Origin of the sequence: Ferdinandcohnia sp. QZ13 (assembly GCF_031324165.1) — a bacterium.
GTDB lineage: Bacteria > Bacillota > Bacilli > Bacillales > Bacillaceae_L > Ferdinandcohnia.
Genome location: NZ_JAVIVW010000015.1, coordinates 1,654,624 through 1,674,334 on the forward strand (window position 1 = coordinate 1,654,624; position 19,711 = coordinate 1,674,334).

At 41.7% G+C, this 19,711-nt stretch carries 20 protein-coding genes; 1 reads left to right on the forward strand and 19 read right to left on the reverse strand.

Annotated elements, in window-relative coordinates; translation table 11 throughout:
* Together RGU12_RS22045 and spoIIQ are read right to left on the reverse strand one after the other, a co-directional pair.
* Positions 1–198 (reverse strand): PLD nuclease N-terminal domain-containing protein, encoded by a 198-nt coding sequence (locus RGU12_RS22045; RefSeq protein ID WP_116352033.1) that lies wholly within the window; start codon positions 196–198, stop codon positions 1–3.
* A 235-nt stretch (positions 199–433) separates the two neighbouring features.
* Entirely contained in the window at positions 434–1,327 is an 894-nt protein-coding gene (spoIIQ, locus tag RGU12_RS22050) for a stage II sporulation protein SpoIIQ (protein WP_309537981.1), read from the reverse strand.
* A gap of 737 nt (positions 1,328–2,064) precedes the next feature.
* Here spoIIQ and RGU12_RS22055 point away from each other — a divergent pair.
* Positions 2,065–2,511: a VanZ family protein gene (locus RGU12_RS22055; protein ID WP_309537982.1), complete on the forward strand. Its 447-nt coding sequence runs from the start codon at positions 2,065–2,067 to the stop codon at positions 2,509–2,511.
* A gap of 11 nt (positions 2,512–2,522) precedes the next feature.
* On the opposite strand, the gene spoIID is transcribed toward RGU12_RS22055, so the two are convergent.
* The 17 genes from spoIID to RGU12_RS22140 all read right to left on the reverse strand — a co-directional run bounded on the left by spoIID (position 2,523) and on the right by RGU12_RS22140 (position 19,655).
* Positions 2,523–3,542, reverse strand: a complete 1,020-nt coding sequence (spoIID, locus tag RGU12_RS22060) for a stage II sporulation protein D (RefSeq protein ID WP_309537983.1) — start codon at positions 3,540–3,542, stop codon at positions 2,523–2,525.
* A 414-nt stretch (positions 3,543–3,956) separates the two neighbouring features.
* On the reverse strand, positions 3,957–5,255 hold the full coding sequence (gene murA / locus RGU12_RS22065; protein ID WP_309537984.1) for a UDP-N-acetylglucosamine 1-carboxyvinyltransferase: 1,299 nt from the start codon (positions 5,253–5,255) through the stop codon (positions 3,957–3,959).
* A gap of 826 nt (positions 5,256–6,081) precedes the next feature.
* The gene (locus RGU12_RS22070; RefSeq protein ID WP_136380703.1) at positions 6,082–6,318 is read right to left on the reverse strand and encodes a DUF1146 family protein; all 237 of its coding nucleotides are present in this window, start codon (positions 6,316–6,318) and stop codon (positions 6,082–6,084) included.
* A gap of 228 nt (positions 6,319–6,546) precedes the next feature.
* Complete coding sequence (gene nuoN / locus RGU12_RS22075) at positions 6,547–8,058, reverse strand: NADH-quinone oxidoreductase subunit NuoN (protein ID WP_309537985.1); 1,512 nt, start codon at positions 8,056–8,058, stop codon at positions 6,547–6,549.
* Between the two features lie 4 nt (positions 8,059–8,062).
* On the reverse strand, positions 8,063–9,574 hold the full coding sequence (locus RGU12_RS22080) for a complex I subunit 4 family protein (protein ID WP_309537986.1): 1,512 nt from the start codon (positions 9,572–9,574) through the stop codon (positions 8,063–8,065).
* A complete protein-coding gene (gene nuoL, locus RGU12_RS22085; RefSeq protein ID WP_309538311.1) occupies positions 9,571–11,439 on the reverse strand; it encodes an NADH-quinone oxidoreductase subunit L in 1,869 nt (622 codons plus the stop codon). Before nuoL ends, RGU12_RS22080 begins: the two co-directional genes overlap by 4 nt.
* 72 nt (positions 11,440–11,511) lie before the next feature.
* The gene (gene nuoK, locus RGU12_RS22090) at positions 11,512–11,826 is read right to left on the reverse strand and encodes an NADH-quinone oxidoreductase subunit NuoK (protein WP_116352023.1); all 315 of its coding nucleotides are present in this window, start codon (positions 11,824–11,826) and stop codon (positions 11,512–11,514) included.
* Entirely contained in the window at positions 11,823–12,338 is a 516-nt protein-coding gene (locus tag RGU12_RS22095) for an NADH-quinone oxidoreductase subunit J (RefSeq protein ID WP_309537987.1), read from the reverse strand. The genes nuoK and RGU12_RS22095 overlap by 4 nt, the downstream gene beginning before the upstream one ends.
* Positions 12,335–12,754 (reverse strand): NADH-quinone oxidoreductase subunit NuoI, encoded by a 420-nt coding sequence (gene nuoI / locus RGU12_RS22100; protein ID WP_010677182.1) that lies wholly within the window; start codon positions 12,752–12,754, stop codon positions 12,335–12,337. Before nuoI ends, RGU12_RS22095 begins: the two co-directional genes overlap by 4 nt.
* Before the next feature lie 30 nt (positions 12,755–12,784).
* Positions 12,785–13,786: an NADH-quinone oxidoreductase subunit NuoH gene (gene nuoH / locus RGU12_RS22105; RefSeq protein WP_136380710.1), complete on the reverse strand. Its 1,002-nt coding sequence runs from the start codon at positions 13,784–13,786 to the stop codon at positions 12,785–12,787.
* Positions 13,786–14,886 carry an NADH-quinone oxidoreductase subunit D gene (locus RGU12_RS22110; protein WP_116352020.1) on the reverse strand — a complete coding sequence of 367 codons (1,101 nt, stop codon included), beginning with the start codon at positions 14,884–14,886 and terminating at the stop codon, positions 13,786–13,788. Before RGU12_RS22110 ends, nuoH begins: the two co-directional genes overlap by 1 nt.
* 3 nt (positions 14,887–14,889) lie before the next feature.
* Entirely contained in the window at positions 14,890–16,170 is a 1,281-nt protein-coding gene (locus tag RGU12_RS22115) for an NADH-quinone oxidoreductase subunit C (protein WP_309537988.1), read from the reverse strand.
* Position 16,171: 1 nt separating this feature from the next.
* On the reverse strand, positions 16,172–16,684 hold the full coding sequence (locus RGU12_RS22120) for a NuoB/complex I 20 kDa subunit family protein (protein WP_309537989.1): 513 nt from the start codon (positions 16,682–16,684) through the stop codon (positions 16,172–16,174).
* Positions 16,675–17,052, reverse strand: a complete 378-nt coding sequence (locus RGU12_RS22125; protein WP_116352017.1) for an NADH-quinone oxidoreductase subunit A — start codon at positions 17,050–17,052, stop codon at positions 16,675–16,677. Before RGU12_RS22125 ends, RGU12_RS22120 begins: the two co-directional genes overlap by 10 nt.
* Before the next feature lie 251 nt (positions 17,053–17,303).
* A complete protein-coding gene (locus RGU12_RS22130) occupies positions 17,304–17,465 on the reverse strand; it encodes a hypothetical protein (RefSeq protein ID WP_309537990.1) in 162 nt (53 codons plus the stop codon).
* Between the two features lie 370 nt (positions 17,466–17,835).
* Entirely contained in the window at positions 17,836–19,140 is a 1,305-nt protein-coding gene (locus tag RGU12_RS22135; protein ID WP_309537991.1) for a DUF4179 domain-containing protein, read from the reverse strand.
* The gene (locus RGU12_RS22140; protein ID WP_309537992.1) at positions 19,116–19,655 is read right to left on the reverse strand and encodes an RNA polymerase sigma factor; all 540 of its coding nucleotides are present in this window, start codon (positions 19,653–19,655) and stop codon (positions 19,116–19,118) included. The genes RGU12_RS22135 and RGU12_RS22140 overlap by 25 nt, the downstream gene beginning before the upstream one ends.
* Positions 19,656–19,711: the final 56 nt, after the last annotated feature.

Sequence of the window (19,711 nt, forward strand, 5' to 3'; positions counted from 1 at the left end):
CTATCTCTTCCTTCCAATTACAAAATAGAGAATTGGACCAATCATGCTGACTAAAATGATGACAAACACCCATAAAATCTTTGGCCCATTCGTTCCTTCACTTCTTGCAAGGTCAATTAAAGCTGTCACCATTAAAATTAATTGAATCACAATAATCGGTGCGATAAGCGCCCAGTTAATATCTTCAAACCCTGTCATGCTGGATCACGTTCCTTTCAAATGTTTTTCCGAAGATAATACGATTGAGGATAAGAAAAAGTTCAGTGGAAAATAAAAAGATTTTGGGATAGAGGGACAAGTTCATAGCGCCACCATATTTTTGCAGGGTCCCTCTAACCTTGCACATCATAAAAAAACCGACTACTCGGTTTGAGTAATCGGTTTGAATTTTAGCTAAAGTTGCCACCACAGCTAGACTACTGTTTCTCCTAGCTTAAGCTTTCGCCATTCCGATTGAAGCATCAGTTGAATTTGCATTTTCCTCTTCATCTGAGTCTTCATCGTCAGCAGGAGTGCCTTCTTCATCTGCTGGCTTCTTACTGTCTTCTGGTTTCTCTTCTTTAGGTTGCTTATCTTCTGCAGGTTGCTTGTCTTCTTCGTTACTTGCAGCTTCTTTGTCTTCTGTACCTTGCTCACTCTTTTCAAGCTTCGTTACAGATTGTCCAAAGTACTCAAGTGGATTAACAGCTACTCCGTTGTTACGGATTTCAAAGTGTACGTGAATTGCTGCCTCTTTGTCAAATTGATTTTCGCCAGCCATTCCAAGGACTTCACCTTGTTCAACTACGTCACCTTTTGCTACTTTTAAGTCTGCAAGTGATTGATACATTGTGACCACACCGTCAGTGTGCTCAATTTCCACAACATTTCCGTGTAGTGGATCCTTTTCTGCACGTGTTACAGTTCCAGCTAATGATGCAACTACTTCAAATGTCTTACCGTCTTTAGCGACGATGTCAATTCCTTTGTTAGGGGAATAAATATTGTTATAGACTACAAGAGCTGCTTCTTGCTTTTCTGCTGAAGCCTCTGCATCGTAGAATTCCCTAAAGACTTGAATGGCATCCTCGTCAATGACAGGCATCTTAAAGTTTTCTGCCGCTTGGTTTACTGGTAAGCTTGGCTCATCACCTGTAGCTGTTCCCGGTTGATTTTCACCATATTTCAAATCATCCTTCGCTACATCGTTTTGTCCTGTGAACCATAAAACCGCGGTTAGAATGAGTGCTGCACTTACCAAGTAGATTGCTGGAAACACCCAACGCTTTCTAAATAAGCGTTGTAAACTTGATTTTTGAGAAGTACGTTTCTTTTCTTCCTCTCTCATGTTTATCACCTCAGCAACCATTCTGAACACATTCGCGGAATTATATACATATTCAAAAAATTTTTTTCGATTATTTTTCGACAAACCTAAAAATATTATTCATAGAATCCAAAATTTTGTTAAAAAAGGGGGTTAAGGGGACGGTTCCGGTGGTCCCAAAGTTTTGTGGTTCATGGAGCCACAGGCATGGTTCTTGTGGATCCCGTGTTGATGGAGGAATTTATTTATCAGGGGGCGGGGGAGCTTTTGAGGCTTATTCTCACTTTATGAGATTTTTCGCGGCCAGACGCTCAATCGCGGCTTCACACTCAGATGAAGGACTTTTCACAACATCCCGGCTTACATTCGGGTCTTCATCGGCCGGATGAGGACCGTTCGGAGTTGACCCTCGGCTCTTTCGGGACTTCATAAGCTTGATGATGACCTTTCTCAAAACGCCTGGTCCGCTCTCAGGTCTTCATAACCTCGATGATGACCTTTCCGGCTTCACCCGGACCTGCATTTCGGTCTTCATAACCCCAAGAAGTTGATTTAATCCTAGCGCACCTCCCACCTTCCTCTTCATCCCCTCAATGAAGTAGATTACCACCGTTAATTTCCTTTTAGGCTCCTCTTTCGCTAGCTGCCCTGACAACGTTTCAATCCTAAACATCTTCATGGATACTCTAACAGCATCTCCCTCACAGCCACAATGAATGCTATAATATGTAAGTACATTTTAAAAAGGAGACTCATTCATGAAAGTTTTTTTGCGATTACTACTATTAATAGCACCTTTTTTATATATGATTTTTATTTTTATTTTATCCAGCCTTCCATCTGACGCAATCGTGAACACGCCGTTTTCGTGGGATCATGCTTTTAAAGAATCACTCCATCTAATCGAATTCGGAATTCTCTACGGTCTATGGGTTATGTTTTTTCTCGTACAAGGAAAGTTTACGCCCAAAACAAGTATTCTGGCTGCAGTTCTCTCCATCGCGTATGGGTTCTCTGATGAGCTTCACCAATACTTTGTCCCTTACCGGTCCGCGACCGTCATTGATCTGGTTAAAGACACTATTGGCGTACTCGTGCTATTTACGATTGTTAAAGTAAGCTATTTTGGTGAAAAGCTACCACGATTCAAAAATCTTCTTCAGTGGATAGAAGGATTGAACAGCAAAAAGGCAGAGGGGAACTAATCCCTCTGCCCTTATTTCTTGACCGTTAATTTATTTAAAAAGTTTTCAGTGGATGAAATTTCTACACCCTGATAGTAGTGCGACACAATCTCCTTGTAGCTCTTTCCATCCTTCGCCATTCCGTCCGCACCATATTGACTCATGCCAACCCCATGGCCGTAGCCTTTCGTCTTAATGACAATGTTGTTGCCTTTGCGCTCCCATGAAAAATCTGTTGAGCGTAGTCCTAACGTTTCACGAACTTCCCTGCCTGTAAAACTCTTTCCGCCAATCTCAACCGTTGCAACACGATTAGACTGTGTTCTCGCTGTTACTTTTCCAACATCATTTCCACTGCCAAGCTTAATCCCTAGCTTTTGTTCAAAATCAGCAACTGAGATTTGAACTTGATCGTGAAATTTCTCTGTATTTACATCCCACGGACTTTCCACACTTTTTAAATAGGGGTACTCATTTTTATAGTAATCCTGGGAATTTTCCGTATAGCCATTACTCGTCGAGAAAAATTGGGCATCAATTGGCGCTCCGTCATAGGTAAGAATTTGACCTTGTGTTTCTTTTACGGCTTGCGTTATTTTTTTGATTTTCCAATCATAATCGCCTTTCCATTCCGCTTTTAGCTCCTCAATGCTTTTATATACTTGATGGTTCGTCGTATCAGACACATCAGCACCGTCTGGAACACCGATTTTTTCCTCACTGAGCATATGCCGCACCACATAGGTTCTTGCCGCCAATGCCTGAGCCTTTAATGCTTCTAGTTCAAATTTTGCAGGCATTTCCTTTGCTAGAACACCTACCACATAATCCTCAAGAGGAACATTTTCAATCTTTTGAGCACTGACGCGGTGCACAGCCACCTCCACTGTCGGGCCCGAAGCAATTTGAGGCGGTTCTGGATTCGATTGTCGTTCTTCTGCGAGTTTTACCGCTTCCTTACCGGAAAACGGAATAACAAGCATCGATGGAATCAATAGAATCAGGACAAAAAGGACAGAAACTAGTACAACGATGGGTTTAATCTGTTTCATGAATGCAAGCCTCCACATTAAAATTAATGCATTTCGTTCATGCACCTATATCTCAATATTTATGGTGGTGGACAAGCGTTTATGACTCAAAAATAGTAAAAAATTATATATTCTACTTTCTACCATACATAGTATAATTTACCTGGTATTTCCATTTTTAATATAAGGGGAAACGAGCAAAATGAATAAAAACTTGGTAATCAGAATATGTCTTGCACTTGCCTTGTTAATTACGGTTTATAATTTTTTTATTACTGATCATCCAGACTCTCAAGCCACAGGCGTCATATTAGTACTTCTCATTATCGCAAACATCATGCCTCTTACAAAAAAGGATTAACATTATATGTATAAAAATAAAAAAGCTAGAGATATTACCTTGTATGGGTAATGTCCCTAGCTTTTTGTGGTTAGTCAAAAGTTCACTTTAACTTCTTCCACGAGGCTTTCGGTTTCTTCGTTCATACGTTCGATGTTAGCACCCAATGCCGCAAGCTTTTGATGGAAGTTCACATAACCACGGTCTAAGTGCTTCAGTTCTGTTACACGAGTGTAGCCATCTGCAACCAATCCGGATAAAATAAGTGCAGCAGCAGCGCGTAAATCAGTTGCAGCTACTTCAGCTCCTTGAAGCTGAGATTCTCCGTTAATAATAACAGAACGACCTTCAATTTTTATGTCACCGTTCATGCGTCGGAATTCTTCGACATGCATGAAGCGATTTTCAAATACAGTTTCTGTGATCATACTTGTACCCTGTGCACGAAGTAATAATGCCATCATTTGCGATTGCATATCAGTCGGAAAACCAGGATGTGGCATCGTTTTAATATCGACAGCCTTTAATTTTTCTGGGCCAATGACACGTAAACCATCTTGTTCTTCAATGATAGTAACGCCCATTTCTTCCATTTTTGCAATTAGCGAACTAAGGTGTTCTGGTACTGCACCTTGAACAAGCACATTACCACCTGTTATTGCAGCGGCTACCATAAATGTGCCTGCTTCAATGCGATCAGGAATAATATTGTGTATTGCTCCATGCAATTCTTTTACACCTTCAATGCGAATGGTTCCAGTGCCTGCACCTCTTACCTTTGCTCCCATTGCATTTAGGAAGTTGGCAAGGTCTACAATTTCTGGTTCTTTTGCACAGTTTTCAATGATGGAAACTCCATCAGCAAGTGTAGCAGCCATCATAATGTTTTCAGTAGCTCCTACGCTTGGGAAATCCATATATACTTTTGCACCGCGAAGTCTTCCATTGACTTCGGCATCGATATATCCATTTCCAACTTTCACAACTGCACCCATTGCTTCAAATCCTTTTAAGTGCTGATCAATCGGTCTTGAACCTATTGCACAGCCGCCAGGAAGAGCAACTCTCGCGTGACCATTGCGGGCAAGCAATGACCCCATAACAAGTACAGATGCGCGCATTTTTCGAACATATTCAAAAGGTGCTTCTGTTTTTAGCTCTCTTGATGCATCGACAACGATTTGATTGTTTGCAAATGTAACCTCTGCGTTTAAATGGCGCAATACCTCATTAATCGTATACACATCTGAGAGCGTGGGTACTTCATTTATCACACTTTTACCATTACTAGCTAATAAGGATGCAGCGATAACTGGCAAAACAGCGTTTTTTGCGCCTTCTACTTTGACTGTGCCGTTTAACCTATGACCGCCGCGGACGATGATTTTTTCCAAGGTATTCCCCTCCGCGTCCCATTTTCTATATATTCATATTCATTCGTAACAATTGGTGTTCCATCTTGACTGCTGTTTATAGAACCCAATCTTTGCATATTCATTACTTGTAGTGGAAAATTTCGTTCGCACTGATGTAGTATATGCAACCCACCGGGCAAATGTCTCTGTTTTGGGTGTGAAAGTATTGTGTACATCAATCCATAAAAATTGAATGATCACCGTGCTAACACGGCTTATTCATGTACAAATTTTACACAAAACCAATTTACATCATATCACTCAAAGCCACATTGGCACAAGTGAAATTTGTGGGAATTTCGCAATAATTGTCGACAAATATTTGAATATTTGAAGGAATATTTTTAGGTGAAAACTTTCCATAGTTCACATAGTACATTTAATACGAAAGGAACTTCTTATTTATGAGGGTTTGTCTTCTTTATTTACTACATTTCAAATTATCCTAATATAGAATTTGATGACATTCATAGGGGGCAAACTTATGCAGAATTATCGCCAATGGAATTAGTCCGTGAAAATCATCAAGTCTAAAAATGAAGTTCCTCGTATTATCACCTTTCCCTTCAAAAGGGTCATCCCAATAATATCCATCGTATATTTTCGATGATGAAGCATACTAAGAAATGTTTTGATAAAAGCCATGCGCTTTTGGAGCATGAGTTCATGTTTTTCTGATTTCCTCTCCTTACTTACATTTTTACCAGTGCCCTACTTACGGATACGTGGAAAGTAGTGGAGAACGTATTCCAAAGCTTTAGTTAGGATTAACCTTACATAAACTTCCTGCATAAGGGTCAGACCTTTAATCAAGTATAGTTGGTAATTGTTGTGACCAGAGGAGATAATCTAAGAAGAAATTGCTGACCGTTGACCCGATAGCAATTGTCACTAGGATCAGAAGAACGCGCACTTGGAAAACATGATTTGGCTTCACCAAATGCTCATACCGAATGCTTTGCAGGGCCCACCACGTAATCGCTATAAAAAATAAATGTGAAATAATACTGATAAGTGCTTGATACCCAAAACCAGCTAACATAAAACCACTCCTTTCGGAATCATAGACCACACGTCCTATGGCGACGTCTTTGTTACCCACCTCGTATGGGCCGAAATCACACCACTCCATTTTACCATCTATTATAACGAAAGTCCCCTAAAAACAAGCATGAAAAAAGGAAGAGGCATCCCCATACCTCTCCCAGTAAAATACACCCCTATTTGTTTGAAAAGGACTAGTTATTCTCGAAAGCTCCAGCCCTATTCTTTAACCGATAAAGTCACCGAAGCTTTCGAACTGTTGAATGAATTCGAAGGCGACACCTGGGAATATCCCGAATCCGATTGTTCCGACTACAGCAACAATCACAACAATCAACACACCTAATGGCAGTTTAATTTTGCTGTCATCTTCTGCTGGTCTAAAGAACATTTGTGTAAGGATTCCAAAGTAATAAAAATACGAAACGACGGTTGTCGCAATCATGATCGACGCTAACACATAATGCGATGGACTTGTGACAAATGCTCCAATGAAAATCTCAAGTTTTCCGATGAAGCCTGCTGTTCCCGGAATACCCGCTAACGAAAGAATGAATACACCAAGTCCCACAGCTAGTACAGGTGAGCGCCTATACAATCCTGCAAATTGACTAATGTCCTCTGAGTCCGATTTTTGCGTAATGACTTGAAGAACCGCAAAGAATCCTAGACTCATGAACAGATAGGCCACCAAATAGAACCAAATCGCATCCATCATAAAATAAGAGAAAGCGACAAATGCTACTAATAAATATCCAGCATGAGCAATACTTGAATAGGCCATCATCCGCTTTACATTTCGTTGTCTTAAAGCAACAGTGTTACCAATAATCATTGTTGCTCCCGCAATAATCGCTAACAGATCTTGTAAGTGGAACAGGATAAACTGCGTTTCTTGATTTCCAGACGGAGCTTGAATGAAGACTGTTACCACGATTCGCAAAATGATGACAAAGCCCGCTGTCTTTGAAACAACACTTAAAAAGGCTGTAACAGGTGTTGGTGCTCCTTGATACACATCTGGTGCCCACATATGGAATGGAGCAGCTGCAATCTTAAAGGATAAACCGACAACAATCATAAACAGTGCGAGGGCGACAAGATAAATATGCTGCGGATCCTGAAGCCTTGCGAACACCATCATGATTTCCTTTAAATTGGAGGTTCCAGTTAGCCCGTATACATAACTGACACCGAATAAAAAGATTGCGGTTGAAACCGTTCCGTTAATCACATATTTCATTGCGGATTCATTGGAAAGCTTATTGCGCTTTCGTATTCCAGCTAATATATAAGATGAAATCGAAAGTAATTCCAATCCTACAAACAATGTAATCAAATCAGCACTTGATGCCATAATCATCGTACCCAAGAGTGCTGCTAGAAGTAAGTAGTAAAATTCACCGCGGTACCCACCGATGCCATCCTTCGGCTCATAGCTCATGGCAAGTAAGATGACAAGGCCAGTTCCTACTAATAAAATCAATTTAAACGCAATCGCAAATGAATCTAGTCTAAATGTATCGTACAAAATGGACGTAACGTCATTTCCAATTAAGGAGATCGTAAACCCAATCGCAACAAGAATTCCAACCATCCCAATCCAACCGAGGGGGCGTCGGTCCTTGTCTTTCCCCATAAATAAATCAACTAACGATAGAAGGGTTGCAACACCGAGGATGATAAATTCTGGTGCCATAACTCCCCATTCAAAGCTTAACAAAGTTTCTGTATCCATCGGCTCACCCTCCTAACCCTAGCATGATTGTTTCAAGTGCGACCTGAAGTGGCTGTGTAAGCACGTTAGGATAAACACCAATTAATACGATAAACGCAAGTAACACAAATACCGGAACTATCTCAATCGGACGTAAATCAACCGCGCCCTCATAGGATTGATTTGATTTTCCGTATGTCACATTTAACACCGCACGTAATAAATACACAGCTGTCATAATGATACCAATTGCCCCAATTGCAGCAAGTACCGGCATCTCCTTGAACAATCCAAGGAAGGCCATAAATTCACTAACAAATCCGGACATTCCTGGTAATCCAAGTGAAGCCATTGCCGCTGCTAATAAAAATCCAGCTGTTAGTGGCATCACCTTCGCAAGACCGCCAAGTTTGTCAATATACGATGTTCCAGTCCGCTCATACATGACCCCAATTAAGAAGAACAATAATGCTGAGATTAACCCGTGAGACACAACCTGGAAGACCGCGCCTTGCACTCCTGCCTCATTCATCGCACCGAGACCAATCAACACAATTCCCATGTGAGAAATACTCGAGTAGGCAAGAACCATTTTGAAGTCCTTTTGGACAAATGCTAGAAAGGCACCATATAAAAGATTGATTACCCCAAGAACAGCAACAATTGGTGCTAGACTGCTAAACTCATCCGGGAAGAATCCCATTCCGAAGCGGATGATTCCGTACGCTCCAATTTTTAAAAGGATCCCAGAGTGAATCATAACAATCGATGGTGGTGCCTGTACGTGTACACGTAACATCCATGTGTGCAATGGAAAAATCGGTAATTTGATCCCAAATCCAATAAGGATGGCAATCAACAATCCAAGACGCAATTCTTTCGAAAATTGACCTGGAATTGGTAAACTATCTGCCGGGCTTGCAAAGATTGCGGTTAATGCCGCAATGTTCGTTGTTCCAGACTTTGCAAAAATGATCATAATGACAATCAACAAAATGGCAGATCCGAGTCCGTTAAAGATTAAGAAGCTAAACGCTGCCTTTTCTTTTTCAAAATAACCCCATTTCCCAATCAGGAAGAACGTCGAAATGAGTGTCATTTCAAAGAAGATGAAGAATAAAATCAAGTTACCTGCTGTAAACACACCAAGCATGCCAAGTTCGAGTAAAAGGAATAACATGAAATACCCTTTCCATTCCTTTTTAATATGAACAGAGGCAATCGCCGCAAGAGTCGAAATCACGGTTGTTAATAGGACGAGCACTAAGGTTAGACCGTTAAGTGCCATCTCATAATTGACTTCCCACGGATTTCCTTTCGGTAAAAAGCCAAACCAAGAGACTGTTTCCTTTAGCTTTACAAGGTCTCCACCACCTGTATAAAACCCGTATGCATACAGGGCAAGAACAAGTGAAGGAATCGTTGCCAAGACCCCAACGAGCTTGATTGTTTTTTCTTCAGTTCTTGGTATAAACGCGAGAACCGCAATACCTAAAATCGGGAAGAATACTAAAAGTGAAAGAATAAATGAGCTCATCTTAAGTACCCCCCTGTCAGTGCTACAACGAGAAGTAAAATGGCTAATCCCACAAAGGCAACGGATGTGTACATTTGTACCTGGCCATTTTGAAGCTTAGCTCCAAGTTTCCCGATTCCTTGTGTGGCCTGAGCCACACCCTTTACAATGCCACCTACTAAAAATTCATCAATAAACGCGAGGAATAAGCTGAATGCCTTTGTCACATAGACAATGGTCATGTTGTAAAACTCATCAATAAAATATTTGTTGTAAACGATGCTGTACATGATTGGTGCTCGAGAACTGAAAAAATCTCTTGAAATTGATTTTCTTTGATACATCGCATAGGCAAGCAAGATACCAAATAGAGATACGAAAGTTGCAACCGCCATAATCCAACCTGGTCCTTCTATATGACCCGGTCCGTATAGATTCGTCCCTTCCGTTAACCAATCCCCTAAAAACGTTCCAAACCAAGGTGTATTCACATAACCCGCTACAACCGCAAGGACACCTAGAACAATCATTGGAATCGTCATTGAGCTTGGTGACTCTTTCACATTTGTTTGGTTTCCTCTTGCCTCACCAGTGAAGACCATGAAGAACAAACGGAACATATAAAATGCTGTAAAGAACGCTGCAAGTACTGCCAACCAGAACAATACGTAATTCCCTTGTACCCAGGTTGCAAGTAGGATTTCATCCTTACTGAAGAATCCTGAGAAAAGCGGAACACCGCTGATTGCTAAGGTTCCAAGTAAGAACAACGGACCTGTAATACGAAGCTTTTTCCATAATCCGCCCATTTCCTCGATATTCTGAGTATGGACGGCATGAATCACGCTACCCGCCGCTAGGAACAGCAATGCTTTAAAGAAAGCATGTGTCATTAAGTGGAATACCCCTGCAACATAGCCGGCTGATCCTAACGCAAGCATCATGTAGCCTAGTTGACTCACCGTGGAGTAGGCAAGAACACGTTTAATATCCTTTTGCGCTAAGCCGATAGATGCTGCAAAAATAGCAGTAATACCACCAATCACAGCAACTGTCATCATCGCAGCATGGCTTGCTGCAAATAAGGGATAAGTTGTTGCCACCAAATAAACCCCTGCCGCAACCATCGTAGCCGCGTGAATTAAAGCCGAAACAGGTGTCGGACCTTCCATCGCGTCTGGCAACCAAGAGTGAAGTGGGAATTGACCAGATTTACCAACGGCACCCACAAAAATTAAAATCGCGGTTAAGGTAATCATGGTGGATGAAATTTCCCCTGCACCAACTGCGTCAAAAATTTTATCATATTCAAAGCTTCCAACTTGCCAGAATAATAGAATCATCCCGATTAATAGGCCAACATCCCCGATGCGCGTCATTATAAACGCTTTTTTTGCAGCAGCCTTTGCTTCTTCCTTATAAAAGTAGAAGCCAATTAATAAGAAGGAACCGAGTCCAACAAGCTCCCAGAAAATATACGTTTGCAGTAGGTTTGGTGAGATCACCAAGCCTAGCATTGCGAAGGTAAATAACCCAAGGTACGCATAAAATACAGGAAAGCGTTCATCCCCATGCATATACCCTTTGGAATACATATGTACTAAAAAGCTAACAAGTGATACTACCACTAACATAAGTGCATTTAATTGATTGACTTCAAACCCCGCTGTTAAGTGAACATCCCCAATTGATAACCACGTGCTCTCATATTTGAATGTTGGATTTCCAAGTCTTGCCACGAGAACCAACACCGAGTAGACGAATGAGACAAACGTTAGCAGAATGCCAATATAGGCACTCGACTCTTTCATTCGTTTACCGAATATAAGAAGGAACAAAAAAGAGATAAGCGGGAAAAGCGGTATGATCCATGCATTTTCCATCATCGTATCACAATCCCCTTCTTTGACTTGCGTTAAAGGCAAGCAGAACCTCCTGAGCCCACCGCCTTTACGTTTTTAATGTTTCATCGAATTCATTTCATCAATGTTAACTGTGCGTTTGTTGCGGTACAGTGCCATCAAAATCGCTAGACCTACAGCAAATTCAGCTGCTGCAATGGCGATCGTAAACAGTGCGAAAACTTGCCCGGTAATCCCTGGGGCCATTCCGTATTTACTAAAAGCCACAAAATTAATATTTACTGCATTCAGCATCAACTCAACGGAAATCAAGACAATCACTGTATTTCTTTTTGTGAACGCACCATATAGGCCGATACAAAATAAAATTAACGCTAGGACTAGGTAGGCTGCTAATGGAATTGAACTCATTCCTCATTCGCCTCCTCTTCATTGTCTTTTTTCGCTAAGATGATGGCGCCTATTAACGCAACAAGCAACACAACAGAAGTTAATTCAAACGGAATGACATACTTTGCAAAAAGCTCAATTCCAATCTTTTCAGTGTTGTTCACATGAAGTTCGATTGCTTGCCCGCCAAAATCCAAGTCGTAAATGCCGAGATACACGGCAACACCGAATGCAAGAATCCCGAAAACAACAAGCAGGGTTCGACCTCGACTAACCTTTGGCTCGCTTGTGTCATTATGCTTCGTGAGCATAATTCCAAAGAGCATTAAAATGGTGATGGCTCCTGAGTAAATTAAGACCTGCACAGCTGCAACAAATTCCGCATGAAGCATGACGTACAAACCTGCGATACTAATGAAGGTGAAGACAAGTGCGATAACCATATGTATGACCTTTTGGAGGTTCAGCATTAATATACCGCCGCCAATCGCACTAATTGCTAGGACAATGAATGCTAAAAATTCTCCGGTCACGCTTTATTCTCCTTCCTTACGTTCGTATCGTTTTCATCTAACCACTCAAGGTTTTTAAACAAATCGTCACGACTATATTCTGCGAGCTCAAAGTTGTTTGTCATGACAATTGCTTCTGTCGGACAAACCTCTGTGCAAAGGTCACATAGAATACAAATTTCAAAGTTGATGTCATACGTATCAATGATTTTCCCTTTTTTGGTTGGATCAGGGTGCTTTTTCCCGGTTAACTGAATACAATCGGTTGGACAAATGTTGGCGCATTGATTACATACGATACATTTTTCCGGATAAAATTTTTGAATACCACGAAAACGATCTGGCAGTGGCAGTGGTTCATTCGGATAATCATATGTGACTTTTTTATAGGTTAATTGATTAAGGGTGTACTTCATCCCTTTTAGTAAGCCAAACATAGTTTGTCACCCCTTTATTAGGTAGTTACTCTAGAAAAACAATTCCTTAATTAAAGCCGATAAGAAAATGTTGGCTAGCGCGATTGGAAGTAAGACCTTCCAGCCGAATTCCATCAGTCTGTCCGCACGTAAACGCGGGAATGTGGAACGGAACCAGATTAAGACGAAGATAACCAAGCTAAATTTCAAGGAGAACCAAACGGCACCTGGTATAAAATCTAGGAATAAAACAGGTTTCCATCCCCCTAAGAATAGGACAGTCGTTAACGCAGCCATCGCAAACATATATACATATTCTGCTAGCATGAAGAAGGCCCATCTAAATCCTGAGTACTCAATATGGAAACCTGCGACAATCTCTGATTCTGCCTCAGGTAAGTCAAACGGAACACGGTTGAGCTCCGCGACAGACGCAATAAAAAAGACAATAAAGGCAATCGGCTGTGCAAATATAAACCAAACCTTATCCTGCGCTTCCACGATATCAGATAAGTTTAAGCTACCAGATAATAAAATAACTCCGATTACTGACATTACGAGTGGAATCTCATAGGAAATCATCTGTGCTGCTGCACGCATTCCTCCCATAAGGGCATATTTGTTATTCGATGCCCAACCACCTGCAGCAATTCCGATCGTAGTAAGACCAGATACGGCAATATAATAAAGTAAGCCCACACCAATATCTGCAAACTTATAACTATCCGTAAACGGCAGTACTGCAACAACCATGAAGGCAGGAGCGAATGCGATGACGGGTGCGATAATAAATAATGGACGATCTGCAACCTTCGGGATGACGTCTTCTTTTATAAGAAGTTTTAAGACGTCAGCTACTGTTTGTAAAAGTCCCCAGCGTCCACCGACTTGATTTGGACCCATACGTGCTTGCATAAATCCCATAACTTTCCGCTCTGCAAGGATTCCATATGTAACGAATCCTAAGATGACAAAAAGTAAGACGGTCGCAAGTAAAAAGAAAATACCAAAATTCAGCCAACTCGGAGGTGAATTTAATAGGTTTTCGATCATTAACCATCAACCTCCCCAAGGACAATGTCTATCGCACCTAAGATTGCAATCAAGTTCGCCATATTTTCACCCTTTAAAAGCTTCGGAAGGATTTGAAGATTGTAAAAGGACGGTCGTCTAAATTTCAAACGATAGGGTTCCTTTTTTCCGTCACTTGAAATATAACAGCCAATTTCTCCTCGTGGTGATTCAATCCGTACATATGCCTCGCCCTTTGGCGCTTTAATAATTTTCGGAACCTTAGCCATAATTTCTCCCTCTTCAGGGAATTGTTCTACTGCCTGCTCGATAATTTTTAAGGATTCCTCAATCTCTGCCATACGACAGTGATAGCGCGCCCATGCATCTCCGCCATCCCTTGTCGGAACGTCAAAATCGAAACGATCATAGATGGAATAGGGCTCATCTTTACGGAGATCCCATTTCACCCCTGTACAGCGAAGGTTCGTACCACTCAAGGAATAATTCAACGCATCCTCCTTCGTGTACTTTCCAACGCCAATTACACGGTCACGGAAAATTTCATTACCCGTAACAAGCTGGTGATACCCTGGAAGCTGTGATCTCATATAAGGAACAAATTCTTTTACTTTTTCAATCCATCCTTCAGGCGCATCCCATTTCACTCCACCAACACGCATGTAGTTAAACGTAAGCCTTGCCCCGGACAGTTCATTTAGTAGATTAATAATCATTTCTCTTTCTCTAAACGCATAGAGAAATGGCGTTGTTGCTCCAATATCAAGCAAATATGTCCCCCACCATACAAGGTGACTTGCAACGCGACCCAATTCCATCGCAAGGATGCGTAAATACTCCGCCCGTTCTGGAACCTCAATGTCCATCATCGTTTCAACAGCGTGACAAAGTACATAGTTATTGGTCATCGCCGATAAATAATCCATTCGGTCTGTGTACGGAATAATTTGCGTATATTGCAAATCCTCTGCAAGCTTTTCAGTACCACGGTGTAGATATCCAATTACAGGTGTAGCTTCCTTGATGATTTCCCCGTCAATCTTAACAACAAGACGGAATACCCCGTGTGTACTTGGATGTTGTGGCCCTACATTGAGGAGCATTTCTTCTGTACGAATCATATGCTACACCTCCACATCATACGGTTCATAGTCTTTTCTAAGTGGATACCCCACCCAGTCATCCGGCAAAAGAATTCGTGTTAAATTCGGATGTCCAGTGAATGTGATACCGAGCAAATCATATGTCTCACGCTCAGGCCAATTTGCCCCTTCCCATAATGGCTGCAAGGAAGCAGCTGTTGGCTCATCACGGTCAAGTTTTACTTTTAACGCAACAGATTGACGGTTTTTATAAGAGAATAAGTGAACATACACTTCCATATGTGTCTGGAAGTCTGTGCCATGCAGTTCTGACAGGTAATCGAACCCAAGTTGCTCATTAAACTTTAAAAACTGTGCAATCTTAAAATATGTATCTGGCTTTGCAACAAGTGTTGGTACGTCTTTTGATAGTGTATTAATATATGAATCTTCTAAAACGTCTGCCCCAAGGTGTTCCGTGATTACTTTCACGTACTTATCTAAATATTTTTGGTTTGGAGATGGCGCTGCCTCTTCGACTTCTTCCGGCTCTCCGCCAACTGCGGCCTTTGCTCTTGCTGCTGCGGCTGCCTTCGCTTTTGCCGCCGCAATGGCTTTTGCCTTTTCCTTAGCAAGATCGTCTGCTCCACCGGCACCAGCTGCTGCTTTCGCTTTCGCTGCGGCCGCTGCCTTTGCCTTGGCTGCTGCTACCGCCTTCGCTTTGGCTTTTGCCAGCTCGTCATCGTCCGAGCCTGCTCCTGCCTTTTCAGCCGCTTTCTGCTTCGCTAACGCTGCTGCCTTTGCTTTCGCCGCCGCAACTGCTTTCGCTTTTGCCGTTGCTAAGTCGTCGTCTCCACCAGAACCAGCTTCTGCTGCTTTCTGCTTTGCTAGTGCTGCTGCCTTTGCTTTGGCTGCCGCAGCTGCTTTCGCTTTCGCCGTTGCTTTGTCATCTGCTTGCGGTGATTCTTCGGATGCCGCTTCTGCCGCTTTTTGCTTCGCTAGCGCTGCGGCCTTCGCTTTTGCTGCCGCCGCGGCTTTTTGCTTTGCAAGGTCCAAATCACCCTCTTCTGATGATTCTGACTTTTTTTCAGTCGCTGCTTTCTCTTCAGCCTGCTGTTTCGCCTTCTGCTTGGCTAATGCCGCTGCCTTCGCCTTCGCCGCAGCAGCTGCTTTCGCCTTCGCAAAATCTATATTCTCTTCCTTTGATTCATCTTCACTTTTCGCTTCAGCCGCCTGTTTTTCAGCTAGTCGCTTTTTTGCAGCTTCCTTCGCTTTTTCCGCAGCCTCACGCTTAAGTTGTTCAAGGTCTTTTTCTTCGCTCATGCTAAATCACCTTCTTCCCCGTTTTAGCCTCATAGCGAATCTTCTCTCTTAATTTATTAATCCCGTAAATGAGCGCAGCAGGATTTGGAGGACAACCCGGAATGTACACATCAACCGGTACAATTTGGTCAACCCCTTTTACAACCGCATACGATTTCACATAAGGTCCCCCCGCAGTTGCACAAGAACCCATCGCAATCACCCATTTTGGCTCAGGCATTTGATCATACAATCTCTTTAAAACTGGCGCCATTTTCTTTGTTACCGTCCCAGACACAATCATACAATCGGACTGACGAGGAGATGTACGGAAAAAGGAACCAAATCGATCCAAATCATAGTGAGAAGAACCTGTCCCCATCATTTCAATCGCACAACAAGCCAGACCAAATGTAAGTGGCCATAACGAATTACTTCGTGCCCAACCTTTCACCTGCTCCAGCGTCGTCAAAAATATACTTCTCTTTAATTCTTCCATCTCTAAATCTGAAATACCATCCATTTTTAAATCCATTTCAACACGCCCTTCTTCCAAGCATATACTAAGCCGATAACGAGCATAACAACGAAAATAAACATCTCAACTACTGCGAAAATTCCGAGTTTTTCGTAGGCAACAGCCCATGGATATAAAAATACAGTCTCAACATCAAAAATAACAAACAATAGCGCAAAAATATAATAACGTACATTAAACTGTACCCGAGAATCATGGAATGGCTCAATCCCACTCTCATATGTAGTAGCCTTCTCCTCACTAGGTGCGTGTGGACGAAGCAACTTCCCCAGAAACAACGCCACAATCGGGAGTAGAATACCCAACAACAAGAAGACAAACACAATCATGTAACTATTCAAATACTGATTCAACAGATCCTCCATGCAGCCCCCTCCGATATCCCCAATATTTTATTAACAAAATATTATAAATGTAACCGAATTCATTATAGCACTTTTCCCAACCAAGTGTCGACCAAACCTGCCACTTATTCTACGAAATTACCATTTCTGACAAATGGGGAAAAAACAGGCTGGGAAAGCTCGCTTTCCCTATACTATTTTTCCCCATTTGCAGTTTCAGCCTTGGCTGAAATGATGAAACTTTAGTTTCATCAAAATGGTAATTTCCTATTTCATAGAACATAAGAACTCAGTTGGTCGACACTTGGTCCCCCCTTTCTAGCCAAAAAGGCCGCAGGCGTTTTTGGCGTATTCCCCATTTCTTCAACAAAACAAATAATCGTAACGAAGTTACGCCCACAAAAAAGTGTTTTTATATTCGTATCATCACTCATTCGATATATCTCCCCTGATGGTACGATTAACCCTTTTTCGTAACATCACCCAATCGATTTCCACCTCCTGAGGGCACGATTAGTCCTTTTTCGTACCATCACCCTATCGCTTTCCATCTCCTGAGGGCACGTTTATCCCTTTTTCGTACCATCATCTCCTCGACTTCAGCCCCTTGATGGCAAGATTACACCTCTAGAAACCTACTTACCCAATACATCCAAGCCCTCCCCAATAACCTTTCAGCCTATAATTACAAAATATCATCTATACTAATAACCTATTGTCCAATAACAAAAATTATCAGCCATAATTCAAAATTATTGTCCAAAAACGAAAAAAGGACTACATAATAGTAGCCCTAACTCACATTCACTCACCCAACTCAATCGTCACCTCTAGCTCCTCCAAAAATTTCGGAGCTTTTTGTTTATAGGTGACAACACGAATATCTTTCTCTGCCACATCGGCCGCAAACTGAATCTCATATTGATTTACTGCATTCTCGACTCGCTTTGGTGTCTTTTCCTGATAAAAAGGCTCTCCATTATTCTTCTCAATCAAAATGCTATTTGCCTGCCAGTACGCATCATCACCCTTTGTTTCCACAATGAGGGTTACTAAGTTATTTTCACTCTTAATGTCTAATACAGTTATTTCTCCTATTCCTCCTTGTGAAAGAGTCAGTTTTTCACCCGTCCAGTCTGCTTTCACTTCTTCCACCTTCTCGTTCCCAACATTCAAATAAGGTTTAAACGTTAGTGACTTCGGTATAGTCTCCAGAGGCTCATAGTAATAATTGAAGGTTTGTAGTAACTGACCGTTCTTCATTGGTCCCCCACCACCACCTCCGCTAAACGGCTGCAGTACATTCCCCTTGTCATCAACGATTTGATAATCTAACCAATCATACTTTTTACTCTCAAATACTTTTTCGTCCATAATCTGACGAAACATAATCTCCGTACTTGTTGGAAAAAATGTCACTTTATCCACATGCATCGTTAAATCCTCAGACTCTACCGTTTCATTGACAAGAAACGATCGGTTGTCTCCTTGTTTTGTAATTGGCAACTCTACATGTAATGCTTTTTCTTTTTGAGAACGTATGCCAAGAGTAAACTGATCTGGTAATTCGTCATCCACACGAATACTCAATATCCCAGCGTAATCTCCATTTTCTAATACCTCACCGCGTTCTCCCATCCCATAACTCACACCCTTGCCATCAATGGTTAACTGTAAGTTCGATAAAAAATCAGTAGGATAGGTTGCCGTCACTTGGGTATAAGATTCAATCAGATACCCAATATGAATCTGTGATCCATCATAAAGACTCTCCGTAAAAGTAATCACTTGCCCATCTATTTCCACCTGTTGCCCTAATAAAGTGGTTAACCCCTCTTTCTCTCCCTTCTGGGTACCGACATCCCCTACCATCTTAAAAATAGACCCGATGACTGGTACAGACTTCAACGTCTCAGCTAAAGTTGGCGACATAAAGGATATTCCAAACAAAAGGAAGCCCACCAAAAACACAGCTGCAACTGGATAGTAGAAGCGTGGATATGTCTTCTTTTTTGGAAGGGAACGGAGTGTTTCGTTGATGCGCTGTTCCACATTTGTAGGAACCTGTGGGTTTGCCCTCATCCTTATTTGATTTTCCCATTTATCCATGATGATCCCTCCTCTTTTATATCCCATAGCTCACGCATTTTTTCACGCGCACGACGTAATCTAGTTTTTACGGTATTTTCCGGTACCTCATATATTTGCGCTAGCTCCAAAATTGACATTCCTTCTATATGAAAAAGCTTCAACAATTGAGATTGCTCTTCAGGTAGTTTACCGAGCATTTGTTCAACCTCTACTTCCTCATATCCTTGTTCCGTTATCTGAGGCTCAAACAAATCATCAAAATTTATGACATTCTTTTTCTTCCTTAACAGTTGGTAACATTCATTTAAAACAATTCGGCACAACCAACTTTTAAAATAAGCAGGCTCTTTCAACGTATCCATTTTTTGATAAGCTTTGATGATCGCTTCTTGAATCGCATCCGCACAGTCTTCGTCATTCGTTAAGATTGTTTTCGCCACACGATACATCAAAAGCTTATGGGCCATAATTAGTTTTTCAAAGGAAGACTTACTCCCACGCCTCGCCTTTTTCACCTCTTTTGCAATATCCAAAGTATGCTCTCCTTTCCGAGTCAACCTAATCCTTAGATACAAGAAAAAGGCAAAAG

Coding starts and splice junctions, on each gene's coding strand:
- nuoH (WP_136380710.1), bottom strand. CDS start 13,786: ATGATCGAAAACCTATTAAATTCACCTCCGAGTTGGCTGAATTTTGGT.
- RGU12_RS22080 (WP_309537986.1), bottom strand. CDS start 9,574: ATGAGCTCATTTATTCTTTCACTTTTAGTATTCTTCCCGATTTTAGGT.
- spoIID (WP_309537983.1), bottom strand. CDS start 3,542: ATGAAACAGATTAAACCCATCGTTGTACTAGTTTCTGTCCTTTTTGTC.
- RGU12_RS22055 (WP_309537982.1), top strand. CDS start 2,065: ATGAAAGTTTTTTTGCGATTACTACTATTAATAGCACCTTTTTTATAT.
- RGU12_RS22115 (WP_309537988.1), bottom strand. CDS start 16,170: ATGAGCGAAGAAAAAGACCTTGAACAACTTAAGCGTGAGGCTGCGGAA.
- RGU12_RS22130 (WP_309537990.1), bottom strand. CDS start 17,465: ATGAGTGATGATACGAATATAAAAACACTTTTTTGTGGGCGTAACTTC.
- RGU12_RS22070 (WP_136380703.1), bottom strand. CDS start 6,318: ATGTTAGCTGGTTTTGGGTATCAAGCACTTATCAGTATTATTTCACAT.
- nuoI (WP_010677182.1), bottom strand. CDS start 12,754: ATGTTTGGCTTACTAAAAGGGATGAAGTACACCCTTAATCAATTAACC.
- nuoL (WP_309538311.1), bottom strand. CDS start 11,439: ATGATGGAAAATGCATGGATCATACCGCTTTTCCCGCTTATCTCTTTT.
- spoIIQ (WP_309537981.1), bottom strand. CDS start 1,327: ATGAGAGAGGAAGAAAAGAAACGTACTTCTCAAAAATCAAGTTTACAA.
- RGU12_RS22135 (WP_309537991.1), bottom strand. CDS start 19,140: ATGGATAAATGGGAAAATCAAATAAGGATGAGGGCAAACCCACAGGTT.
- RGU12_RS22045 (WP_116352033.1), bottom strand. CDS start 198: ATGACAGGGTTTGAAGATATTAACTGGGCGCTTATCGCACCGATTATT.
- nuoK (WP_116352023.1), bottom strand. CDS start 11,826: ATGAGTTCAATTCCATTAGCAGCCTACCTAGTCCTAGCGTTAATTTTA.
- nuoN (WP_309537985.1), bottom strand. CDS start 8,058: ATGGATACAGAAACTTTGTTAAGCTTTGAATGGGGAGTTATGGCACCA.
- RGU12_RS22125 (WP_116352017.1), bottom strand. CDS start 17,052: ATGGAGGATCTGTTGAATCAGTATTTGAATAGTTACATGATTGTGTTT.
- RGU12_RS22110 (WP_116352020.1), bottom strand. CDS start 14,886: ATGATTCGTACAGAAGAAATGCTCCTCAATGTAGGGCCACAACATCCA.
- RGU12_RS22120 (WP_309537989.1), bottom strand. CDS start 16,684: ATGGATTTAAAAATGGATGGTATTTCAGATTTAGAGATGGAAGAATTA.